The following is a 19,670-nucleotide window of genomic DNA, read 5'->3' as shown; positions in this document are numbered from 1 at the left end:
TCCTTTGTTCGGTGGTGGTGGGGGCGTAGGGGGGCTGTTAGCTTTTGACGGCGCCGAGCATGGCGCCCTTGGTGAAGTGCTTCTGCATGAAGGGCAGGATGATCAGCAGCGGGAGCGTGGAAACGACGATCATGCCGTACTTGATCAATTCGCCGAGCCGTTGCGCCGCGGCATATGAGTCCAGCGCTCCGGCCCCGCCGGCCGAGGAGACCTCCGACTGGATGAGGACGTTGCGCAGCACGAGCTGGAGCGGGTATTTCTCTTCGCTGTCCAGGAAGATCAGGGCGTCGAAGAACGCATTCCAATTCGCGACCAGGTGGATCATGATCATCAGGAAAATGAGCGGCTTGGACAGCGGCAGGACGACGCTGAAGAAGAACCGGAAGTCGCTCGCTCCGTCCATCTGGGCGGCGTCACGCAGTTCGCCCGGGACGTTGTTCTCAAAGAAGGCGCGGGCAATGATCAGGTTCCAGACTCCCACCGCTCCGGGAAGGACCACGGCCCACATGGTGTCCAGCATCCCGAGGTCGCGGACCACCAGATAACGGGCGATCAGGCCGCCGTCGATGAACATGGTGATGATGAACATCAGCAGCAGCGGAGTCCGGCCGTACAGGTCTTTCCTGGAGAGCGCGTACGCCGCGCACAGGATCATAGCGACGCTGACGACGGTTCCGACCACGGTGTAGAGGACGGAGTTGGCGAAGCCGCGCAGGATGCTGTCGTCGGAGATGATCCGCAGGTAGCCCTCGAGCGTGAAGCCCCGCGGCACCAGCCAGACATTGCCGTTGAGGATCTCGGAAGGTTCGCTCACCGACGCGATGACGATGAAGTACATCGGGTAGATGATGGCAACGATCGCGGTCACGAGCAGGCCGATGGAGAAGAAGTTGAATACCGGATCGGACCAGCGGCCCACGGTGCCACGTGCGCGGCTTGTCCGGCGTCGTTCCTGGGGCTGCTTCGGGTCGGCCGGAGCGGCGGGGGAACGGGGAATTGTTTCGGTCATGGCTTCCTCTCTCACCACAGGCTCGACTGGTTGGCGCGGCGCGCGATCCAGTTGAAGATCAGCAACAGCAACAGGTTGATCAGTGAATTGAAGAGGCCGATGGCGGCGGAGTAACTGAACTGCGCCTGTTGGAGCCCGGCCTTGTAGACGTAGGTCTGGATGACCTCCGATGTCTGGAGGTTCAGGTCCGTCTGCATGAGCAGGACCTTTTCGAACCCGAGGTTGAATAGGTTGCCGATGGCCAGGATGAAGAGGATTGTCACGACGGGCAGGATGCCGGGGATGTCGATATGCCAGATCCGTTGCCACTTGTTGGCCCCGTCAACTCGCGCGGCCTCGTGGAGCGCGGGGTCGATCGCCGTGAGCGCGGCCAGGTAGACGATCATCGAGAACCCGGCGTTCTGCCAAATGTCGGAACCGATGTAGAGCGGCCTGAACCACTCGGGCATGCCCATGAAGAACACCGGTTGGCCGTTGAACAGCTCGATCGCGTTGTTCACGATTCCGGAACGGGGCGAGAAGAGGAGGTGGATCATGCCGACGATCACGACGACCGATATGAACGAGGGTGCGTACAGGACGGTCTGCGTGAACTTCTTGAACCGTTCGCTCTGCAACTGATTGACGATGAGGGCCAGGACGATCGGGACCGGAAAAGCGATGAGCAGGCCCAACGCGTTGACGCTCAGGGTGTTCGCGATCAGCCGTTCGAACTGGAAAGAACCCACGAACCGGATGAAGTGGTCGAGCCCGACCCACTGACTGCCGGCAAAGCCGTCGGCAGGGTTGTAATTGCGGAACGCGATCTGCGCGCCGTACATAGGCCAGTACTTGAAGACGAGTACATAGATCGCCGCCGGCAGTAGTAATACGTATAACTGCCAAGAGCGAAGGGCCCTGTTCAGGGGCGACGTGGTGCGCCTGCGGGGTGTTTGGCCAGCCTGTTTGAGGGCAGTGTCAACGGTCTGTGGCCTATTCATGGGGGGCCTTTGCGGTGCGTTGGGCGGGGGCAGCGACCGAGGAGCGCTCGACCAGTCTGCCGTGGACGGGGATCTGTTTCGTGGTGTCCGCAGGGGACAAGAGGAGGTCGATGGCGTGTCGCGCCATGTCCTCGAACGGCAGCTCGACGGTGGTCAGGCCTGGATCGAGGTGCGGAGCCGTCGTCTCTTGGTTGTCGAAGCCGACGATCGAACAGTCGTCGGGGATGCGCAGTCCACGAGCTTCGAGTGCACGGTAGGCACCCCAGGCGGTGCGGTCGTTTCCGCAGAAGATCGCGGTCGGCGGGTCGTCGAGGCCAACGAGGGCCGCGCCGTGCTCCAAGCCATCCTCGACCGTTCCGTATCCGGGGCGCACCAGCGAAGCGTCGAAGGCAATGCCGGCTTCGGCCAAGGCGGCCCGGTATCCCGCAAGCCGGCCGATACCTGCGGGCAGGTTGCTGTCCGGCTGCTGGATGTTGATCATGCCGATGCGCTGGTGTCCGGATTCGATCAGGTGGGATGTCGCACGGAACCCGCCGTGGCGCTCGTCGGGGAAGACGCTGCTGTGCGTTCCGTCGATGTCGAAGGCGTTCAGGACGACGACTGGGATCCCGGAGAGCGCGGCCGGAACCTCGACATGGCGGTGATACATGGTCGCGTAAATGACCCCGCGCACCCGGTATGACTGCATCATCTCGATCGCTGCCGTCTCTAGTTCCAGGGAGCCGAACGTCTCGACGCTGAGGATGACGTTTTCCGACTCCCAGGCACGCATCTGCGCCCCCTTGAGCAGGCCGCCCGAGAACGGCGCACTGGCGACCTCATCGGAGATGAAACCGATCATCCCGGATTCCCCGCTCCTCAGGGACTTTGCGAAGGCATTCGTTCGGTATCCGAGTTCGTCCACTGCCTTGTGGACCCGTTCCTGGGTGGCTTGGGCGACCCGACCGCCGCCGGCCTTGTTCAGGACGAGGGACACCGTCGCCTGGGACACGCCCGCCCGCTCGGCGACTTGCCACATCGTCGGCAACTGCTTTTTGGCGACCACGGATTGTTCCTTTCGAGTGCAGGCGAGGCGGTGGGGGATTTGGGGGGAGCGCTGGTTATTCGTATAACTAGATAGACAATAAAGCCCGTTCGAGAATGTGTCAACCATCACAAGCGAGAAGGGGTGCGTCCGTCGCCTTGGCCCCGCATCGGCGGGTTTGCCCGTACAGGGGGCGGTCGATGTGAGGGCCATGCCGGTGCCGGATGCGGAAGAGGGGCGTTGGCCGGAAGCCAACACCCCTCTGCTCTTAGCACGCGATAGCTAGTGGGCTACGCCGGCGGGCGCGTCCTAGAACGCGGGGATGACATCGCCGTCCGGCCACGTCTCCTCGATGTAGCCGGCGACCTCCTCGCTGTGGAGCAGCTCGTCCAGCTTGGTGATTGCCGCGGTCTCCTCGCCTGCGCGCCAGGCGAGGAAGTTGGCGTACGGGTTCTCCTCGACGGACTCGACGGCCAGGGCGTCGGCGCTCTTCAGGCCTGCCTGCAGGATGAAGTTGCCGTTGATCATGGCGATGTCGAACGACGGGTCCTGCTTGAAGACCTGGACGGCCTGCTCCGGCGGAACCTCGGAGAACTTGAGCCTCTTGGGGTTCTGCTCGTCGGATAGCGTCAGGACCGCCGAATCGTCTTCGATGCCGGACAGCAGGCCCGCGGCCTCGAGCACCTTCAGGGCGCGCAGCTGGTTAGCCGGGTCGTTGGTCAAAACGACCTTGGCGCCTTCCGGGACCTTTGCGGCGTCGTCGTACTTGTCCGAGAACGCGGCGAACGGCTCGATGTGGACACCTTCGCCGTGCTCGAACTCGTATCCCTTGGTCTCGACCTGATCCTCGAACCAGGGGAGGTGCTGGTAGTAGTTGGCGTCAAGGCTGCCCTCGTCCAGCGCGGTGTTCGGGGTCTGGAAGTCGTCGATCTCCTGGATTTCCAGGTCGATGCCAGCTTCCTCCGCCAGGTTCTCGTCGATAAACTCGAGCACCCGGGCGTGGGGAACGGGGCTGGCGCCGACCTTGATGACGGTCGGGTTCGCCGGATCCAGGGTCGCGTCTGCGCTGGGCGTGGTGCTGCTGCCGCCACCGCAGGCCGCGAGGGCGAACAACGTGGCAGTGCCGGTGAGGGCAAGTGCGATTTTCGTACGCATGGTCTGCGTTCCTTATCTTGTGGGCCGGGCCGCCGAAACGGCTCCGGAGGTGTTCGCAGCTGGCGGCTACCGGCTGCGTTCCGCCGCCCGGGGCGGGGAAGAATGTGGGTGTCGGTCAGCGGTGGTCGACGCGCCGGGCGATCAGGTCGCCGACGATCTGGATGAGCTGCACCAGGACGACCATCACCACGAGGATGACGATCATGACCGCGTACTCGAAGCGCTGGAATCCGTAGTTGTACGCCAGTCGCCCGAGCCCGTCGCCGCCGACGAGACCCGCCATGGCCGAGTAGCCAACGAGCGTGACGAGCGTGGTGGTGAGGGACGCGACCAGCCCGGGCATGGCCTCGGGTACCAGCACCTTGCGGACCACTTGCAGCTTCGTCGATCCCATGACCAGGGAGGCATCGACCTTGCCGGTGTTGACGTCGCGCAGCGAAGTCTCGACGAGCCGGGCAAAGAACGGGATGGTCCCGATGGTCAGCGGAACGGAAGCGGAGATGGGCCCCAGGGAGCTGCCGGTGATGAGTACCGAAAGCGGGATCAGCGAGAGCATCAGGATGGCAAACGGGATCGAGCGGGTGATGTTCACGACGATGCCGGACAGGAAGAAGCTCAGCCAACGGATCGGAGTCAGGCCGCCCTGGGAGGTCGCGTGCAGGACGATTCCGAGCGGCAATCCGATCAGGACGGTGAAGAATCCGGAGATGCCCACCATCTGCAGGGTCTCGAGGGTGGCCTCGGGGATGGCCCGGGTGATGGCCGGGTTGGTGGAGAGTTCGCTGAAGAAATCCACGTCTAGGCCTCCTTCGAGGACACGGCGATGCCGCTGGTTTTGAGGTGGTCGGTGATGGCGGCGATGTCGCTTCCGGCCGGAAGGTGGATCCGCAGGTGGGCGAACTGGGCCCCGCCGAGCGATTCGACCGAACCGGCCAGGACGTTCACGTCTGTGTCGAACCGTCGGGCGATTCCGGAGATGACCGGTTCCACGGCCTGGTCGCCGGAGTAGAGAAGTTCGAGGACCGTGCCCGCCGGGAGGTCCTCGGGGATTTCGCCCGGTAGCGGCAGGAGCGCCTCCGAGAGGCGGCCGTCCAGCCGGGAGACGACCTCGGTCAGGTTGCCGTGCTCCACGATGCGCCCGGTCTCCAGGAGCGAGACGGAGTCACACGCCCGCTTCACCACGTGCATCTCGTGCGTGATGATCAGGACCGTAAGTTGGAGGCGGTCGCGGACCGCCTTGATGAGATCGAGGATCTCGTCCGTGGTGCGGGGGTCCAGCGCGGACGTCGGCTCGTCGCACAGGAGCACGTCCGGATCCGTTGCCAGCGCGCGGGCGATGCCCACGCGCTGTTTCTGGCCCCCGGAGAGCTGCGACGGGTACGCATCGGCGAACTTGTCCAGGCCCACGAGCTTCAGGAGTTCGGCGACACGCTCCTCCACCCGCTTGCGCGGCGTTCCCACAAGCTCCAGCGGGAAGGCGACGTTCTGGGCCGTCGTCCGCGAGTCCATAAGGTTGGCGTGCTGGAAGACCATTCCGATCCGGCGTCGGGCCGATCGCAGGTCGCTGTCGCCGACGTTGGAGAGTTCCTTGCCGTCGATGGCCACCGAGCCTGACGTGGGACGGTCCAGCAGCGTCAGACACCGGACGAGCGTGGATTTGCCGGCGCCGGAGTGGCCGATGATGCCGTGGACCGAGCCCTTGGGGACGCTGAGCGTGACGCCATCGAGGGCGACGACGTCCCGATCCCCTTGGCGGTACACCTTGCGCAGGTCGGTGACTGTGATCAAGTGAAACCTCTAGAGCTGGGGGCGAAAAACCTTACCCCATATTCAACCACCGCCGAATAAACGGTCCCTAAACTGCGTCACATTCCAGTATCGTCGACGAAATAGGCCTGAACGAACAAATTCGTCGAACGCCACCCCGCATTTTAGGGGGATGCGCCGAACGACAGCCTGTGACGTGAGTGCCGCGGGGAGTCGAATGTTGCGGCGCTACCCAGTGTTCTAGGACACAGTCGCTACCGGGGCGGCCACCTTGCGCAGTGGCCAGGACCCGTCGACCTCGGCGTCGGGATCCTTGCGGCGGAAGTACTCCTGGAGGCTGGCGGCCTGATGAGCGGCCCAACCAACCTGTGCGTCATGGAGCTCCGTCGGATCCATCTGGAGCTGCGGGTACTTCAGCGCCTGGGCGTGCGCAACGGCGACCGTTGCGGCGGCGTCGGCGACAGACGTGTGGGCGTTGCGCAGTGGAATGCCATAGAACTCGCACACCGCGGTCAGCGTCCGCTTGCCGCGCCGGTACTTGTCGACGTGTTTGTCGATGACGAACGGATCGACGACGGGACCGGGCTCGACCGGCTCCACGCCATGGCGGGCGCACTCGCGGGCCAGGACGGTGAAGTCGTAGCTGGCGTTGAAGGCAAGAACGGGCATGGTCTGGAAGAGGTCGCGCAGGTGCGCGGCGATCTCGACGGTCGCCTGCGCCGCGTCCATGCCCTCGGCGGCGGCACGGTCCGTGGTCACACCGTGGATCGCCGAGGCTTCCTCGGGAATCGGCACCCCGGGGTCGACGAGCCACTCGCGGTGGTTGACGATCTCCTGGCGTCCGTTCACAACCACGACGGACGCAGTGACGATGCGCGCCTGAAGCGGGTCGCGGCCCGTGGTTTCTAGATCGAACGCGGCCCGGGGAAGTTCATGCCAGTTACTCATGCTCACCACGCTACCGTCGGGCCCCGACGGGTTGGCGCATGCCGGACGGCGTGTGGATAAGTGATCCGCGGCGCACCCTAGGCTGGGGAGATGCAGAACGACTATGTCGAGGCGGTCCTCGAACTGGCCTGCCTGGTCGCGCGCGGGAGCGTCGTCAGTTACGGGGATGTCGCCGAGCTTCTCGGAGCGGGCGGACCGCGGCAGGTGGGATCCGCGATGTCCCGCGGCGCGGAGCACGGACCGGGGCCAGTCCCCTGGTGGAGGGTGGTCCGCGCCGACGGGACCCTGCCGCAAGGACTGGCCGTGGAGGCGGAGGCCCGGTGGGCCGAGGAGGGCACACCCAGACGCGGCGGACGCGTGGCGATGGGGGAGGCCCGATGGCGTCCCTCCGAATCGGACTTCGAGGCCATCGACACGTTGGCCGGACGCCTGCGTGCGCCGGAACCAAAGTGTCGGGACCCCCTGATCTAATGTTCCGGGTGACCCAACAACAAGCCCCGGCATCCGACGTCGTCCGTCCCTCGGGATCGGAATTGGTGCCCAGCGAGCAGCAGGCGCGCATCGAGGACCTGCGGTCCGGGCACGGAACCGTGCTCATCCTGGGGGCGCCCGGAACCGGCAAGACGACCGCGCTGCTCGACGCCATTGCTTGTCGCCTGCGGGACGGGCTCCCCCCGGAGGCGCTTTTGGTGGTGGCCCCCTCCCGTGCGGCGGCGGCCGGCCTTCGCAGCGGGCTCGCGGCTCGCACGGACCGGACATTTTCCGAACCGGCCGTCAGGACCTGGGCGGCCTACGCGTTCGACCTCATCCGGCGTGCGCGGCTGCAGGGCTACCTCCCGCACGTCGAACGGCCGCCCCGGCTGTTGTCGGGGCCCGAACAGGACACGCTCATCGGCCAGTTGCTGGCCGGCCACGAGACGGGGCTGACGCATGGCCCGGCTTGGCCGGAGTCGTTGGGCGAGGCCGTGGCCACCCGGGGCTTCCGCCAAGAGATCCGCGAACTTTTCGACCGGCTCTCCGAACACGGGCTGGAGGCCGGCGACCTCCAGGACCTCGGTCGGACCTGCGGCAAGCCGGAATGGACGGCCGCCGCATCCCTGTATCAGGAATACCGGGACCTGCTGGACTTGGGCAGCGCCGAGGCGTTCGATCCGGCCGGACTGATCACCGCGGCCGCGGACCTCCTTTACGCCAACCCCGGCCTGCTGGCGGACGAACGCAAGAGGCTGGGGCTCGTGGCGGTGGATGACCTTCAGGAGGCCAACCCGGCCCAACACCGGTTGCTCTCCGCGTTGTGCTCGGGTTCGGACCTTCTCGCCTTCGCGGCGCCCGACAACGCTGTACAGGGTTTCCGCGGTGCGCGCCCGGACCTCCTGTCGAGGTTCGATTCCCTCTACGGATCGGCCGAGCGGCCCGCCGTGGTGATCGAACTGACGCGGTCTTTCCGGATGGCGCCCGCGGTCGCCCGTTCGTGGGAGCGCATCGCGCGCCGCGTACCGGTCGCGGCCGGCGCCGCCGGAAGGCGCCTCGACGGCCCGGAGGATGTCAACGGAACCGCCCGTGCAGGCAACGTGGAAGTGCAACTGGTCGAATCTCCCATCCACGAGCTCCGGCTCGTCGCACAGCGGATCCTCGAGGAGCACCTCATGGATGGCCGTCCCCTTCAGGACATGGCCGTCGTCGTGCGCAACGGAGGCCAGGTGCGGACGGTGGCCCGGCACCTGGCACACCAGGGAATCGCCGTGTCCGTGCCCGCGGCGGACGTCGCGCTGCGCGACGAGCCGGCCGTGCGTCCCCTGCTCGACCTGCTTCGGTTGGCCCTCGCGTTGGAGGCATGCAGTGAAGAGAACCCCGATGCGGACGGCGAAGCCGGGCCGGGGGATCCGGGCACGCCGGAACTGCCCGGCGCCGCGGAGATCGAAACCCTCCTGACCTCGCGGTATGGGCAATCGAACGCCCTCGACGTCCGCCGGCTGCGTCAGGCGCTGCGACGCGAGGAACGGCTGTCCGGAGGCACACGCGGCAGCAGCGAACTGCTGACCGGAATGTTCCAGGATCTGCCGCTGCTCGGCACGCTCGGCCGCGAGGGTCGCGGCGCCCGGCGGCTTGGCGGCATGCTGACGGCCGCCCGCGCCGAGGTTTCGCGGCCGGAGGCCAACGCGGAGACCGCGTTGTGGGCGTTGTGGGACAGCTCCGGCATGGCGGCGAAATGGAGCGAGGCCGCGCTGGCGGGGGGATCAGCGGGGGCGCGCGCCGACGCGGACCTGGATGCCGTGTTGGCGCTGTTCCAGGCGGCGGAACGCTTTGTGGACCAGCTGCCGGGCTCGACCGTCGGCCAGTTCGTGGACCACGTCCTCGGTCAGGAGCTGCCGATGGATTCCCTGGCCGGCCGCGGTGGAACGGGTCCCGCTGTGGAGGTCCTCACGCCAGCCGCGGCCGTAGGGAGGGAATGGGACCTGGTCGTCGTCCCCGGCCTGCAGGAGGGCATCTGGCCAAACACGCGGCTCCGCGGCGAGCTGCTCGGCAGCGGCGCCCTCGGCGACGTCGTCGAACATGGCACGCGCGCCCTCGCGGAACGCGATGCGGCGTCGAGGTTGCGGGCCGTGCGGGCCGACGAATTGCGCACTTTTGCCGCGGCATGCTCCCGGGCCAGGGATTCCCTGGTCTGCATCGCCGTCGAATCCGAGGACCACCAGCCGTCCGGGTTCCTGGACCTGGTGCTGCCCTGGGAGGACCGGGAGCGTCCGCGGCCCTTGACCCAGGTGCCCCGGCCCCGGACGCTGGCCGCACTAGTGGCCATGCTGCGGCAGCGAGCCGAGGACGGCGGCCGCAACCCGGCCGAGCAGGCCGACGCCGCCGCCGTCCTGGCACGGCTGGCGACCAGCGAACGGGCCGTACGTGGTGCGGCCCCGGAATCCTGGTGGGGTTTGCTGCCCCCGACGACGGACGCACCCGTTGCCCCCGCCGGCCACGCGGTCCGCGTATCACCCTCTCGGGTGGAAACGGCCCTTGAGTCGCCCCTGAACTGGTTTGTGCAGGCGGCGGGGGGCGAGGCGGCCACGGACTTCGCACGAAGCTTGGGCACGCTGGTGCATGCCATCGCCGAAGACCACCCCGACGCCACCGGGGACCAGTACCGGGAAGAGCTCGACCGCCGCTGGCCGGAACTGGACCTTCCCGAGAACTGGGAAACATCCCGCGATAGGGAGCGCGCCGAAGCGATGCTGCGCAAACTCGCGCAGTACGGGTTGCTGATGCGTCAGGGTGGCCGCCGCCTGGTGGGGCGCGAGGTTGACTTCGACGTCGAAGTGACGGCCGATGGCCGTACCGCAAGGCTGCGGGGGGTGATCGACCGCCTGGAGGTGGACGAATCCGGACGACCCTATGTCGTGGACCTGAAGACCGGGAAGTCCCAACCCGCCGCCAAGGACGTGGACCGCAACGCCCAGTTGGGCAGCTACCAGGCGGCCGTGCTCGCCGGGGCGCTCGGAGACAAACTGCCGTCGCGTCCCTCGGGGGCGGCCCTGGTGCAGCTGGGCACCGCGACGAAGTCGCCACGCGAGCAGGCGCAGCCACCGGTCGGGACGGAGGACTGGGCGACGCCCATGGTCCTCGAGGCCGCCGGGCTGATGGGGGCCGCCGACTTTCTGGCCCGGCACGACCCGGGAAAGGGGAGGGCCGGCTCGTGCAGGCTTCCCGGCGTTTGCCCGCTATGCACCGAAGGAAGGCAGGTCACCGAACCGTGAGCAACCCCATCGCCCACACGCCGGAAGAGCTGGCCGATCTGCTCGGCCAGCACCAGCCGACGCCTGAACAGTCCCGGATCATCAGTTCCCCCCTGGCGCCGATGCTGGTTATCGCCGGCGCGGGATCGGGCAAAACGGCCACGATGGCAGACCGCGTCGTCTGGCTGGTGGCCAACGGGCTGGTAGCCGCCGATGAGATTCTCGGGGTCACCTTCACACGCAAGGCCGCCGGTGAGCTGGCCCAGCGCATCCGGCAACAGCTGGCCACCCTGGCCGCGAGCGGCTTGGTCCCGTCGTCGGACGATCGGGGAGAGGCCCCGTTGGAGCCAACCGTCTCGACCTACCACTCCTATGCGAACACCCTCGTTCAGGACCACGGACTGCGCATCGGCGTCGAGAGCGACACAACGCTGCTCGGTGGAGCGCAGGCCTGGCAACTGGCGGCGACGGTCGTAGAGGAGTACAACGGCACCCACGGTCACCTCATTGCCTCGAAATCCACGCTCATCGACGCCGTGGTGACGTTCGCCGGGGAATGCGCCGAACACCTGGTGGAGCGTGCCGACGCCCGCGGGCACTTGGACGGCCTCATCGCGCAGTTGGAGACCCTTCCGTATCGCGAGGGGAAACAGGCCGCGAGATCCCAGAAGGGAACCGAGCTTCTCAACAAGTTGCGGACCCGCGCGACGGTCGCAGAGCTGGCAGCCCGGTACGCCGAGGCGAAACAGCTGCGCGGCGTGCTGGACTACGGGGACCTCGTTGCCCTGGCCGCGCGGATCGCACGCAACGTGCCAGCCGCCGGAGAGGCGGAGCGCCAACGCTACAAGGTGGTGCTGCTCGACGAATTCCAGGACACGTCCCATGCACAGATGGTCCTCTTCGCCAATCTCTTCCGCGGCGGACACGCCATTACCGCCGTCGGAGACCCGAACCAATCGATCTACGGGTTCCGCGGCGCGTCGGCCGGCCAACTCTTTCGTTTTCCGCAGGAATTCCCCGAGGTCTTGGCCGACGGCTCCCGGAAGCCGTCGGACGTCGCCTTCCTGACGACCGCCTGGCGGAACTCCGTCAACGTCCTCCAGGCGGCGAACGCAGTCTCCGCCGCCCTGAACAAGGCCGACCCGAACCGGGCCGCGGGGCGGATCGAGGTCCCACCGCTGGTGGCCAGCCCGTTCGCCGGTCCCGGTCGCGTCGAGCTCCGCCGCCACGCCACGAGCGGGGACGAGGCGAAGCACCTTGCCAGAAGGTTGCTCACGGAACACCACGACTTCCGCTCCGCACACGGCCGCGCTCCCACCATGGCGGTGCTCTGCCGCACACGCGGACAGTTGGCCGGGATTGCGGATGCGCTGGTGGAGCAGAGCATCCCGTACGAAATCGTCGGACTCGGAGGCCTCCTCGGGATGCCGGAGGTCACGGATCTGGTCGCGACCCTGCGCGTTCTCGTGGACCCCTCGCGTTCGGATGCGCTCGTGCGGCTGCTGGCCGGGGCGCGCTGGCGTATTGGACCTGCCGACCTGATGGCGTTCGCCGACTGGTCCCGATTCCTCGCCCGTCGCCGCGAGGCCGCCATCCGCAACCGGCGTCCGCTCGACGTGGAGTCGCCCGACGAAGTCGGGGACGCGAACCGCGCCGAGGCGCGGGCGGAACTGTCGGAGGCGGCGAGTCTCGTGGAGGCGCTGGACTGGCTGCCCCAACCCGGTTGGACGAGCCAGGACGGACGATCGCTGACCGATGCGGCCCATGAACGCCTGACCCGGCTACAGCACGAGATCCGGCATCTGCGGACCTTTGTGGACGACGATCTGCCCACCCTGCTCCATGAGATCGAGCACGCCCTCCAACTGGATATCGAAGTGGCCGCAAAGCCCGGCGTCGGCATCCATGCGGCGCGGCGGCACCTGGATGCCTTCGCCGATGTCGCAGCCGGGTATTCGGACTCCGCATTGCGCACCGACCTCGCGGGATTCTTGGCCTGGCTCGACGCCGCCGCGGCCAAGGAAGGCGGACTGGAGGTCGTTCAGCAGGAGGCCACGGAGGAGGCCGTGCAACTCCTGACGATCCACGCGTCCAAGGGCCTCGAATGGGATGTCGTAGCGGTAACTGGACTGAACGAGGGCGTCTTCCCCTCGGCGCGCGATTCCCGATGGACATCGGGGGACAGCGCGTTGCCTTGGCCGCTGCGCGGGGACCGGCACGACCTCCCGCAGTGGGACACCGATCAGCCCAGTCTGTTCGAGGCACTCGAAGCCGAGCAGGAGTTCCGATCACGGGTGATCGGCCATGGCGAGGCCGAGGAGCGGCGGCTGGCGTACGTTGCGCTGACGCGTGCCCGTGACCTCCTGCTCTGTTCGGCGACCGTGTGGACCGGAACGCGCTCCAGGCCCACCCGGCCGTCCATGTTCTTCAACGACTTGCTGCCTTTGACGGACGGGCCGACGCCGTCGGCCTCTTGTGGACACTGGGTCGGGGACGACGACGCGCCGGCTGAGAACCCGTTCCGCGAGGAACCGGTGCAGGCGGTATGGCCCTACGATCCGCTCGAAGGCCCCATAAGGATCCGCGGCTCCGTGGAGGAGCCGGTGCGTGCGGGCCGTCGGCGGGCGATGGAGGCCGCGGCCGCGGCCGTCCGCTCAGCCATGGACGAGCTCTCGGCCGGCGACTCCGGAGAATCGGCGGCCATTGACGCGCAGCAGGCGATCCAAACAGACGTGGGCCGGGCTTGGGCCGACGAGGCCTCCCTGCTACTAGCCGTCCACGAGGGTGGGTTGGAGCAGCCGAACAATGCCGCCGTTCCGCGGCACGTGCGGGCGTCGCTGTTCGTGGAAATCGCCACCGATACGGATGCCGTGCTCCGCCAAATGCGCCGTCCCGTGCCCCGCCGGCCCGGTATCGCAGCCCGCAAGGGCACGGCGTTCCACGCCTGGGTCGAGGAGCACTACGGGACCACCGGCATGCTGGACCTCGGGGAATTCCCGGGTTCGGCGGACGCGTACGTCGAGGACATGTACGGACTCGACGACATGAAGGCGGCTTTCCTCGCCTCCGAATGGGCCGAGCGGCAACCGGCCTTCGTGGAGGTGCCGTTGGAGACGCCCGTGGGACCGGTGACGGTGCGCGGCAGGATCGACGCGGTGTTCAGCGAGCGGCGGTCCGATGGGACCACGCTCTGGACGCTCGTCGACTGGAAGACCGGGCGGGTGCCCTCCGGCCGTGAAATAGCGATCAAATCCCTGCAGCTGGCTGTGTACCGACTCGGGTGGGCTCGGTTGCAGAACATCGACGTCGAACAGGTCCAAGCTGCCTTCTACTACGTCGGGGAGGGGCGGACTGTTCGTCCACACGACCTCGCCGACGAAGCCGCACTGGTGCGACTGATTTCCGACGCGTTGGGGACTACTGCCGGTCCGCCTCCCTCTGATCCACGATGATCACGGGGATGGCCGACGTGGGGATCTCCGAGGCGGACAGGTCCTTGGTGTCGGTTGCCTCGGTTGCCTCGGTGGTTTCGGATTCGGTGGTTGCATCCGCTTCAGCAGTGGGATCGGCGTCGGGAACGGAAACGGGTGCGACGTTAGGGGTCGGCGGCACGTTGCCGACGCGGGGACTCACCGTGCGCTCCGGGCGCGAGATAATCACGGCGTCGTCCAGGTCGTCCAGGTCGTCCAGGTCGTCCACGGCATCCGCGTTGACGGCGGGGTCCGAGCCGTCTGCGGCGTGCCCTTCATCGGTACCTGCGCCGGCGGCATCGGCATCGGCGTTTCCGTCGACTTCCGCGGGCGAAGCAGCATCGGCCCGGGGCGGCTCGACGATGCTGATGGGCTGTCCGCCGTATTCGGCCACGTCCTCATCCAGTTCGCGCAGCATCTCCTCCGCCTCGACGATGCGCTCGGGGTCCTCGCTCGCAATGCCCTTGGCAAGCCACTGTGCGAGCGCGAATTCGGCCGCCAGAGCGGCGCGGCGCATCAGATGCGGGTCGGCGCGCTCCCCCCGCACGGCCACATAGGCCTCGAGCACCGCATCCGCGAACGACTGTTCGTGGGCGGCGGCCAGCCATGCCAAATCGTCGGCCGGATCCCCGATCCGCAGGTCGGTCCAGCCGGTCACCGTAGTGACTTTGCCGTCCTCCAGAAGCAGGTTCTCCTCGTGGAGGTCGCCATGGACGACAGTTGGGTTGAAGCGCCACAGGGCGACGTCTTCCAAGGCGTGTTCCCATCGGCGCAGCAGACGCGCCGGGATGCGCCCGGTCGTCGCCGCCTGGTCCAGCTCGTTGAGCCGGCGTTGGCGGAATTCGTTCGCCGTGTAGATGGGGAGGTCGGCGCGGTCCACGACTTCCTCCGGCAATCCGTGGATGGCGGCGAGGGCGCGGCCGATGTCCTCCGCGGTTCGGCCGCCGGCGGCTATCAGGTCCTCGAGGGACAGGGCAGAACCGGGAAGATGGTTGTAGACGAATGTCCTGAGTGCCCCTTGGCGGACCGTGCCCGCGACGGACGGCAGGCGGAACGGCAACTCCGCCCGGATGCCCGGGGTGAAGGACCGCAACGCCGTGAGTTCGGTCTCCAACCGCATGCTCGCCTCGTCGTGGCGCGGGGAGCGCACCCGCCAACGGTTCTGCTGGGCGTCGACGATGACGGCCGAGTCGAAATCGTGCGCATCATCCGCCACGGCGGCGACGCCAACCGGCGTCAGCCCCGGGACGGCGGCGGTCGCGATGGCGGCAAGTTCCATGGGAGAGCGTTTCACGTCTCCCACCGTATGCGCAGGAGCGGCCGAGCGGTGCCGTGGAACGGCGGCGAGTCGCGGGAAGGAGCATCGTTCCACAGGATGCGGACCGGTGTGCGGACCGCCTGCCCGTGTCAGTACGGTAGGTACATGACTTTTCGCCAAGCCGACTCCGTCGACAGCGCCACGGTACCCGCACGGGCCGCCGGCGTCGTGGACGCCGGAGCATTTCCACCGCTGGGCGAACTGCCCTTGACCCGCGGAACCGTGGACCGCGGCTGCGAGCGGCGCGCTGACGAGGAATGGCTACCGGGTCTGCTGGAGGATCCGCGCACCCGCGTCCTGCGGCTGGTCGGCGGCAAGGCCCCCGTCGGAGAAGGTGCCCTGCTTCTGGGTGGTCCGGAGGCCGCCGCCGAAGCCGAACTCGTCGTTTACCTCGGCCGTGTGTCCGGCGAGGAAGTCGTGTTGGCCGTCCTGCCCGAGATTCCGGAACGGGCCGGAGGCGGAACGGAATGGCAGGGTCTGCGCGACGTCGCCGCGGGGCTGGCCGCGCACGAGGGCGCGCTGTTCGTCGAGGCGTTGGCGATCGCCAATTGGCATGCCAATCACCGGCACTGCCCGCGCTGCGGCGCGGCGACAGGCGTCGTGCAAAGCGGTTGGGTGCGGAAGTGCCCGCAGGACGGTTCCCTGCACTTCCCGCGCACTGATCCCGCCATCATCGTGGCCATCACCGACGAACTGGACCGCCTGTTGCTGGGCGCCAACGCGCAGTGGGGAGGGCAACGGTTTTCGACCCTCGCCGGATTCGTCGAGCCGGGCGAAACGCTCGAGGCCGCCGTGGTACGCGAGGTCGCCGAGGAGGCGGGTGTGTCGGTGCACTCGCCGCGCTATGTCGGTTCCCAGCCGTGGCCGTTCCCCGCGTCGCTGATGTGCGGCTTCACCGCCAAGTCGGCATCCACCGCCACGGTCCCCGACGGCGAGGAGATCGTCGCGCTGCGTTGGTTCACGCGGGAGGAGCTCGCCCGCGAGGTGGAGGAGGGCGCGATTACGGTGCCCTCGGGAGTGTCCATCGCCAGCGCGCTCGTCGAGCAGTGGTACGGCGCGCCACTTCCCGAACCGCGCCGTCTGGAGAACTAGGAGCCATGCCCACCACCCTCGAAGAGAAGATCCTGGGCGGACTCGACGACGAGCAGCGGGAGGTCGCCACCACGCTCGGCGGTCCTCTCTGCGTGCTCGCCGGCGCCGGAACCGGCAAGACCCGCGCCATCACGCACCGGATCGCCTATGGAGTCCACTCCGGTGTCTACAAGCCGAACCAGGTCTTGGCGGTGACCTTCACCGCGCGCGCCGCCAGCGAAATGCGCACCCGACTGCGGGACCTCGAGGCCGGCGGTGTCCAGGCCCGGACGTTCCACGCGGCCGCCCTGCGCCAGCTCCAGTACTTCTGGCCCCAGGCCATCGGAGGCCAGCTGCCCGCGATCGTCGACCACAAGGCGCAGCTGGTCGCGGAGGCGGCCCGGCGCCTGCGGATCAGCACGGATCGGGCCGCCATCCGCGACCTCGCCGCGGAGATCGAGTGGGCCAAGGTCTCCATGCACACGCCGGAGGGCTACACCGCCGCGGCCGCCTCCCGCGTGCCGCCCGCCGGTCTGGACCTCACCACGGTCTCGCGGCTCTTCCAGTCCTACGAGGACGTGAAGACCGACCGGAACATGATCGACTTCGAGGACGTCCTACTGCTGACGGTCGGGATTCTGGACGAGGACCCCAAGGTGGGCGCCGCGGTCCGCGAACAGTACCGCCACTTCGTGGTCGACGAGTACCAGGACGTTTCTCCGCTGCAACAGCGTCTCCTGGACCTTTGGCTCGGCGGGCGCGAGGAGCTGTGCGTCGTCGGCGACTCCAGCCAGACCATCTACTCCTTCACCGGCGCCACGCCGGCGCACCTGCTGGATTTCACCCTGCGCTATCCCGAGGCGCCCGTGGTCAAGCTCGTCCGCGACTACCGGTCCACCCCTCAGGTGGTCCACCTCGCCAACCGGTTGCTGGCCGGACGGCGCCTGGAGCCGGGGGTGCCCGCCGGGACGGCGACGTGGCCCGAGCCCTTGGAGCTCATGGCGCAAAGGGAAACCGGCCCCGATCCGGAATTCATCGAATGCAGCGACGACGAGGCGGAGGCGGCCCACGTCGCCCAGCGGATCCGCGCGCTCGTCGAATCGGGTGTGCAGGCCGCGCAGATCGCGGTCTTGTTCCGCACCAACGGGCAGTCGGAGGCGTACGAACAGGCCCTCGCCTCGGCCGGCATCGGCTACCAGCTGCGCGGCGGTGAGCGGTTCTTCCAACGCCGCGAGGTGCGCGACGCCATCCTGCAGCTTCGGGCGGCCTCCCGCACCCCAACGGACGACGCCGTCCCCCAGCTGTGCAGAGACGTCCTGGCCTCGCTCGGCTACTCCAGCGAGGCTCCGGCCGGCGGCGGGGCGGTCCGCGAACGCTGGGAATCCCTGAATGCGCTCGTCGCGCTCGCCGGGGAACTGGCCACCGCACGCGCGGGGCGTGAGACACCTTTTACGCTGACCGAATTCGTGACCGAACTCGACGAGCGTGCGGCCACCCAGCACGCGCCGACGGTCCAGGGAGTCACCCTCGCCTCGTTGCACTCCGCCAAGGGGCTGGAATGGGACGCGGTGTTCCTGGTCGGGTTGAGCGAGGGGCTCATGCCGATCTCCTTCGCGGACGACCAGGCCGATTACGACGAGGAACGGCGCCTGCTCTACGTCGGAATCACCCGTGCGCGCATCCACTTGTCCCTGAGCTGGTCGCTCTCCCGGACCCCGGGCGGGCGGGCGGGCAGGCGTCCGTCGCGTTTCCTCGACGGGCTGCGGCCCGCGGCCGCCGGCAGGGCTGGACGGGAAGCGGCCCGCCCGGCCAGGCGCCGGAAGGCGGCCGGCCCGCCCACGTGCCGTGTCTGTGGGTCCATGCTGTCATCCGCCGCCGAACGCAAGCTCGGCCGTTGCGGCGGCTGCCCGCCGGGATACGACGAGGCCGTCTTCGATGGGCTCCGAGCTTGGCGCCTCAGGGTGTCCCAGGAGGCCGAGGTGCCGGCCTTCGTGGTGTTCACCGACGCCACGCTGATGGCGATCGCGGAGGCGATGCCGGAAAACGCGACCGGGCTCGCCAAGGTCGTCGGCGTGGGCGCCAGCAAGCTCGAACGCTACGGACAGGACGTATTGGACATCATCAACGCGGGCGCCGAATCCGCCTGAGACCGCTAGGCGGCGCGCGCTAGGCAGAGGCACCCGGGGCGCGCAACCACCGGCTCGTGCGTCGCCGCGCCGGTCCCGAGGTCCAGACACAACACCGATCCCGCGGCCGCCGGAACGTTGACGCCGTCCACAAGCATCAGGAGCTGCATCACGGCCATGCCCGCCGCCGCCGCCGCGATCGAGATCTCGGGCGACGTCGGTGAGACGGCGCATGCGGGGGCCACGGGCGCCGGCATCGTGTGGGACGGCGCGCAATCTAGGCAGGGCGTGAGACCCGGAATGACCAACGGACCCACCCGGGCACCTGCATCCGTGAACAGCACGCGCAGATGTGGAATCGGACTCTGCGCCAGATGGCCGGCGACATCCTCGCGCAACCAATCACGGGCGACGGCCACCGTGGCGTCCGCCTCTTGCGGCGTGCCCCCGAAGCGGGGGGCCCATTCCGGAAAGCGGGTGTGCGGCCAAGCGCGCGCCAGACTCCGCGACAGCGCCCGCGTGCGCGGCATGCCGAGGTCGGCCAATCGGAACGGGCCCGATCCCAGGTCCCCGGGATCGACGATTCCGGGGTCGCACAGCGCAACGGTGCCGACACCGGCGGCGGCCAGCAACGAAGCCACGGTCTGTCCGCAGCGGTCCAGCCCGTGAAGCCGAACCACGGCGCGGGCGCGGCGCTGCACGGACGAGCCTGCATGCCTTCCATAGGCCGCCGACCACTGGGCGATGTCCGGCGCCAGCGTCGACGCCCGCGTTCCAGGAAGCCGAAAGTCATCCTCCGGCACCAACACCGGAGTGAGCACCGCGAGCAACTCTTGCTCGCGTTCCGGCGCGAGCCCGGACGGCAGCCTGTCGGACGTCCCGGAATCTTTGGCAAAGCGGGCGATGAAAGCACGATCGGCATCGTCCAAACCGTCTATCCACAGCCCCCCGGCTCCGGAACCTATACAGACGGATCCGTCCGTTAGGCTGATGACCCGAAGTCCGGGATTGATTCTCATGTGAGCCTCCTCGCAAGGCGTGGATCGACGGTTTCGGGAGTGTCATCCTGACACGGGA

At 68.0% G+C, this 19,670-nt stretch carries 14 protein-coding genes; 5 read left to right on the top strand and 9 right to left on the bottom strand.

Features of this window, described 5'->3' with window-relative positions; translation table 11 throughout:
- Nucleotides 1–37: 37 nt before the first annotated feature.
- The 7 genes from AC0QSG_RS06100 to AC0QSG_RS06070 all read right to left on the bottom strand — a co-directional run bounded on the left by AC0QSG_RS06100 (nt 38) and on the right by AC0QSG_RS06070 (nt 6,883).
- Nucleotides 38–1,009 (bottom strand): carbohydrate ABC transporter permease, encoded by a 972-nt coding sequence (locus tag AC0QSG_RS06100; protein WP_475376978.1) that lies wholly within the window; start codon nt 1,007–1,009, stop codon nt 38–40.
- Between the two features lie 11 nt (nt 1,010–1,020).
- Nucleotides 1,021–1,830 carry an ABC transporter permease gene (locus AC0QSG_RS06095; RefSeq protein WP_475376977.1) on the bottom strand — a complete coding sequence of 270 codons (810 nt, stop codon included), beginning with the start codon at nt 1,828–1,830 and terminating at the stop codon, nt 1,021–1,023.
- A 151-nt stretch (nt 1,831–1,981) separates the two neighbouring features.
- Nucleotides 1,982–3,034, bottom strand: coding sequence for a LacI family DNA-binding transcriptional regulator (locus tag AC0QSG_RS06090; protein WP_475376976.1), 1,053 nt, complete (start codon nt 3,032–3,034; stop codon nt 1,982–1,984).
- A 288-nt stretch (nt 3,035–3,322) separates the two neighbouring features.
- Nucleotides 3,323–4,168 (bottom strand): MetQ/NlpA family ABC transporter substrate-binding protein, encoded by an 846-nt coding sequence (locus AC0QSG_RS06085; protein ID WP_475376975.1) that lies wholly within the window; start codon nt 4,166–4,168, stop codon nt 3,323–3,325.
- 115 nt (nt 4,169–4,283) lie between these two features.
- Nucleotides 4,284–4,964 carry a methionine ABC transporter permease gene (locus AC0QSG_RS06080; RefSeq protein WP_435726467.1) on the bottom strand — a complete coding sequence of 227 codons (681 nt, stop codon included), beginning with the start codon at nt 4,962–4,964 and terminating at the stop codon, nt 4,284–4,286.
- A 2-nt stretch (nt 4,965–4,966) separates the two neighbouring features.
- Nucleotides 4,967–5,956 (bottom strand): methionine ABC transporter ATP-binding protein, encoded by a 990-nt coding sequence (locus AC0QSG_RS06075; RefSeq protein ID WP_475376974.1) that lies wholly within the window; start codon nt 5,954–5,956, stop codon nt 4,967–4,969.
- A 219-nt stretch (nt 5,957–6,175) separates the two neighbouring features.
- Complete coding sequence (locus AC0QSG_RS06070; protein ID WP_475376973.1) at nt 6,176–6,883, bottom strand: exonuclease domain-containing protein; 708 nt, start codon at nt 6,881–6,883, stop codon at nt 6,176–6,178.
- Between the two features lie 90 nt (nt 6,884–6,973).
- Here AC0QSG_RS06070 and AC0QSG_RS06065 point away from each other — a divergent pair, with 90 nt between their 5' ends.
- From AC0QSG_RS06065 to AC0QSG_RS06055, 3 genes are read left to right on the top strand one after another with little or no spacing between them, the layout of a single operon-like run.
- Nucleotides 6,974–7,354, top strand: coding sequence for an MGMT family protein (locus AC0QSG_RS06065; RefSeq protein WP_475376972.1), 381 nt, complete (start codon nt 6,974–6,976; stop codon nt 7,352–7,354).
- Nucleotides 7,354–10,629: an ATP-dependent helicase gene (locus tag AC0QSG_RS06060; protein ID WP_475376971.1), complete on the top strand. Its 3,276-nt coding sequence runs from the start codon at nt 7,354–7,356 to the stop codon at nt 10,627–10,629. Before AC0QSG_RS06065 ends, AC0QSG_RS06060 begins: the two co-directional genes overlap by 1 nt.
- On the top strand, nt 10,626–14,060 hold the full coding sequence (locus AC0QSG_RS06055; RefSeq protein WP_475376970.1) for an ATP-dependent helicase: 3,435 nt from the start codon (nt 10,626–10,628) through the stop codon (nt 14,058–14,060). The genes AC0QSG_RS06060 and AC0QSG_RS06055 overlap by 4 nt, the downstream gene beginning before the upstream one ends.
- On the opposite strand, the gene AC0QSG_RS06050 is transcribed toward AC0QSG_RS06055, so the two are convergent.
- On the bottom strand, nt 14,026–15,372 hold the full coding sequence (locus AC0QSG_RS06050) for a phosphotransferase (protein WP_475376969.1): 1,347 nt from the start codon (nt 15,370–15,372) through the stop codon (nt 14,026–14,028). The two genes, AC0QSG_RS06055 and AC0QSG_RS06050, sit on opposite strands and share 35 nt — an antisense overlap.
- Before the next feature lie 129 nt (nt 15,373–15,501).
- Between AC0QSG_RS06050 and nudC the strand changes: the two genes are divergently transcribed.
- The gene (nudC, locus tag AC0QSG_RS06045) at nt 15,502–16,488 is read left to right on the top strand and encodes an NAD(+) diphosphatase (protein WP_475376968.1); all 987 of its coding nucleotides are present in this window, start codon (nt 15,502–15,504) and stop codon (nt 16,486–16,488) included.
- Nucleotides 16,489–16,493: 5 nt separating this feature from the next.
- Complete coding sequence (locus AC0QSG_RS06040) at nt 16,494–18,614, top strand: ATP-dependent DNA helicase UvrD2 (RefSeq protein ID WP_475376967.1); 2,121 nt, start codon at nt 16,494–16,496, stop codon at nt 18,612–18,614.
- Nucleotides 18,615–18,619: 5 nt separating this feature from the next.
- Here AC0QSG_RS06040 and AC0QSG_RS06035 read toward each other — a convergent pair whose 3' ends face one another.
- Nucleotides 18,620–19,612 carry a ThiF family adenylyltransferase gene (locus AC0QSG_RS06035; RefSeq protein WP_475376966.1) on the bottom strand — a complete coding sequence of 331 codons (993 nt, stop codon included), beginning with the start codon at nt 19,610–19,612 and terminating at the stop codon, nt 18,620–18,622.
- Between the last annotated feature and the right edge of the window lie 58 nt (nt 19,613–19,670).

This window comes from Arthrobacter sp. LT660 (assembly GCF_056172845.1).
This window is presented reverse-complemented; position numbering and strand designations above follow the sequence as displayed.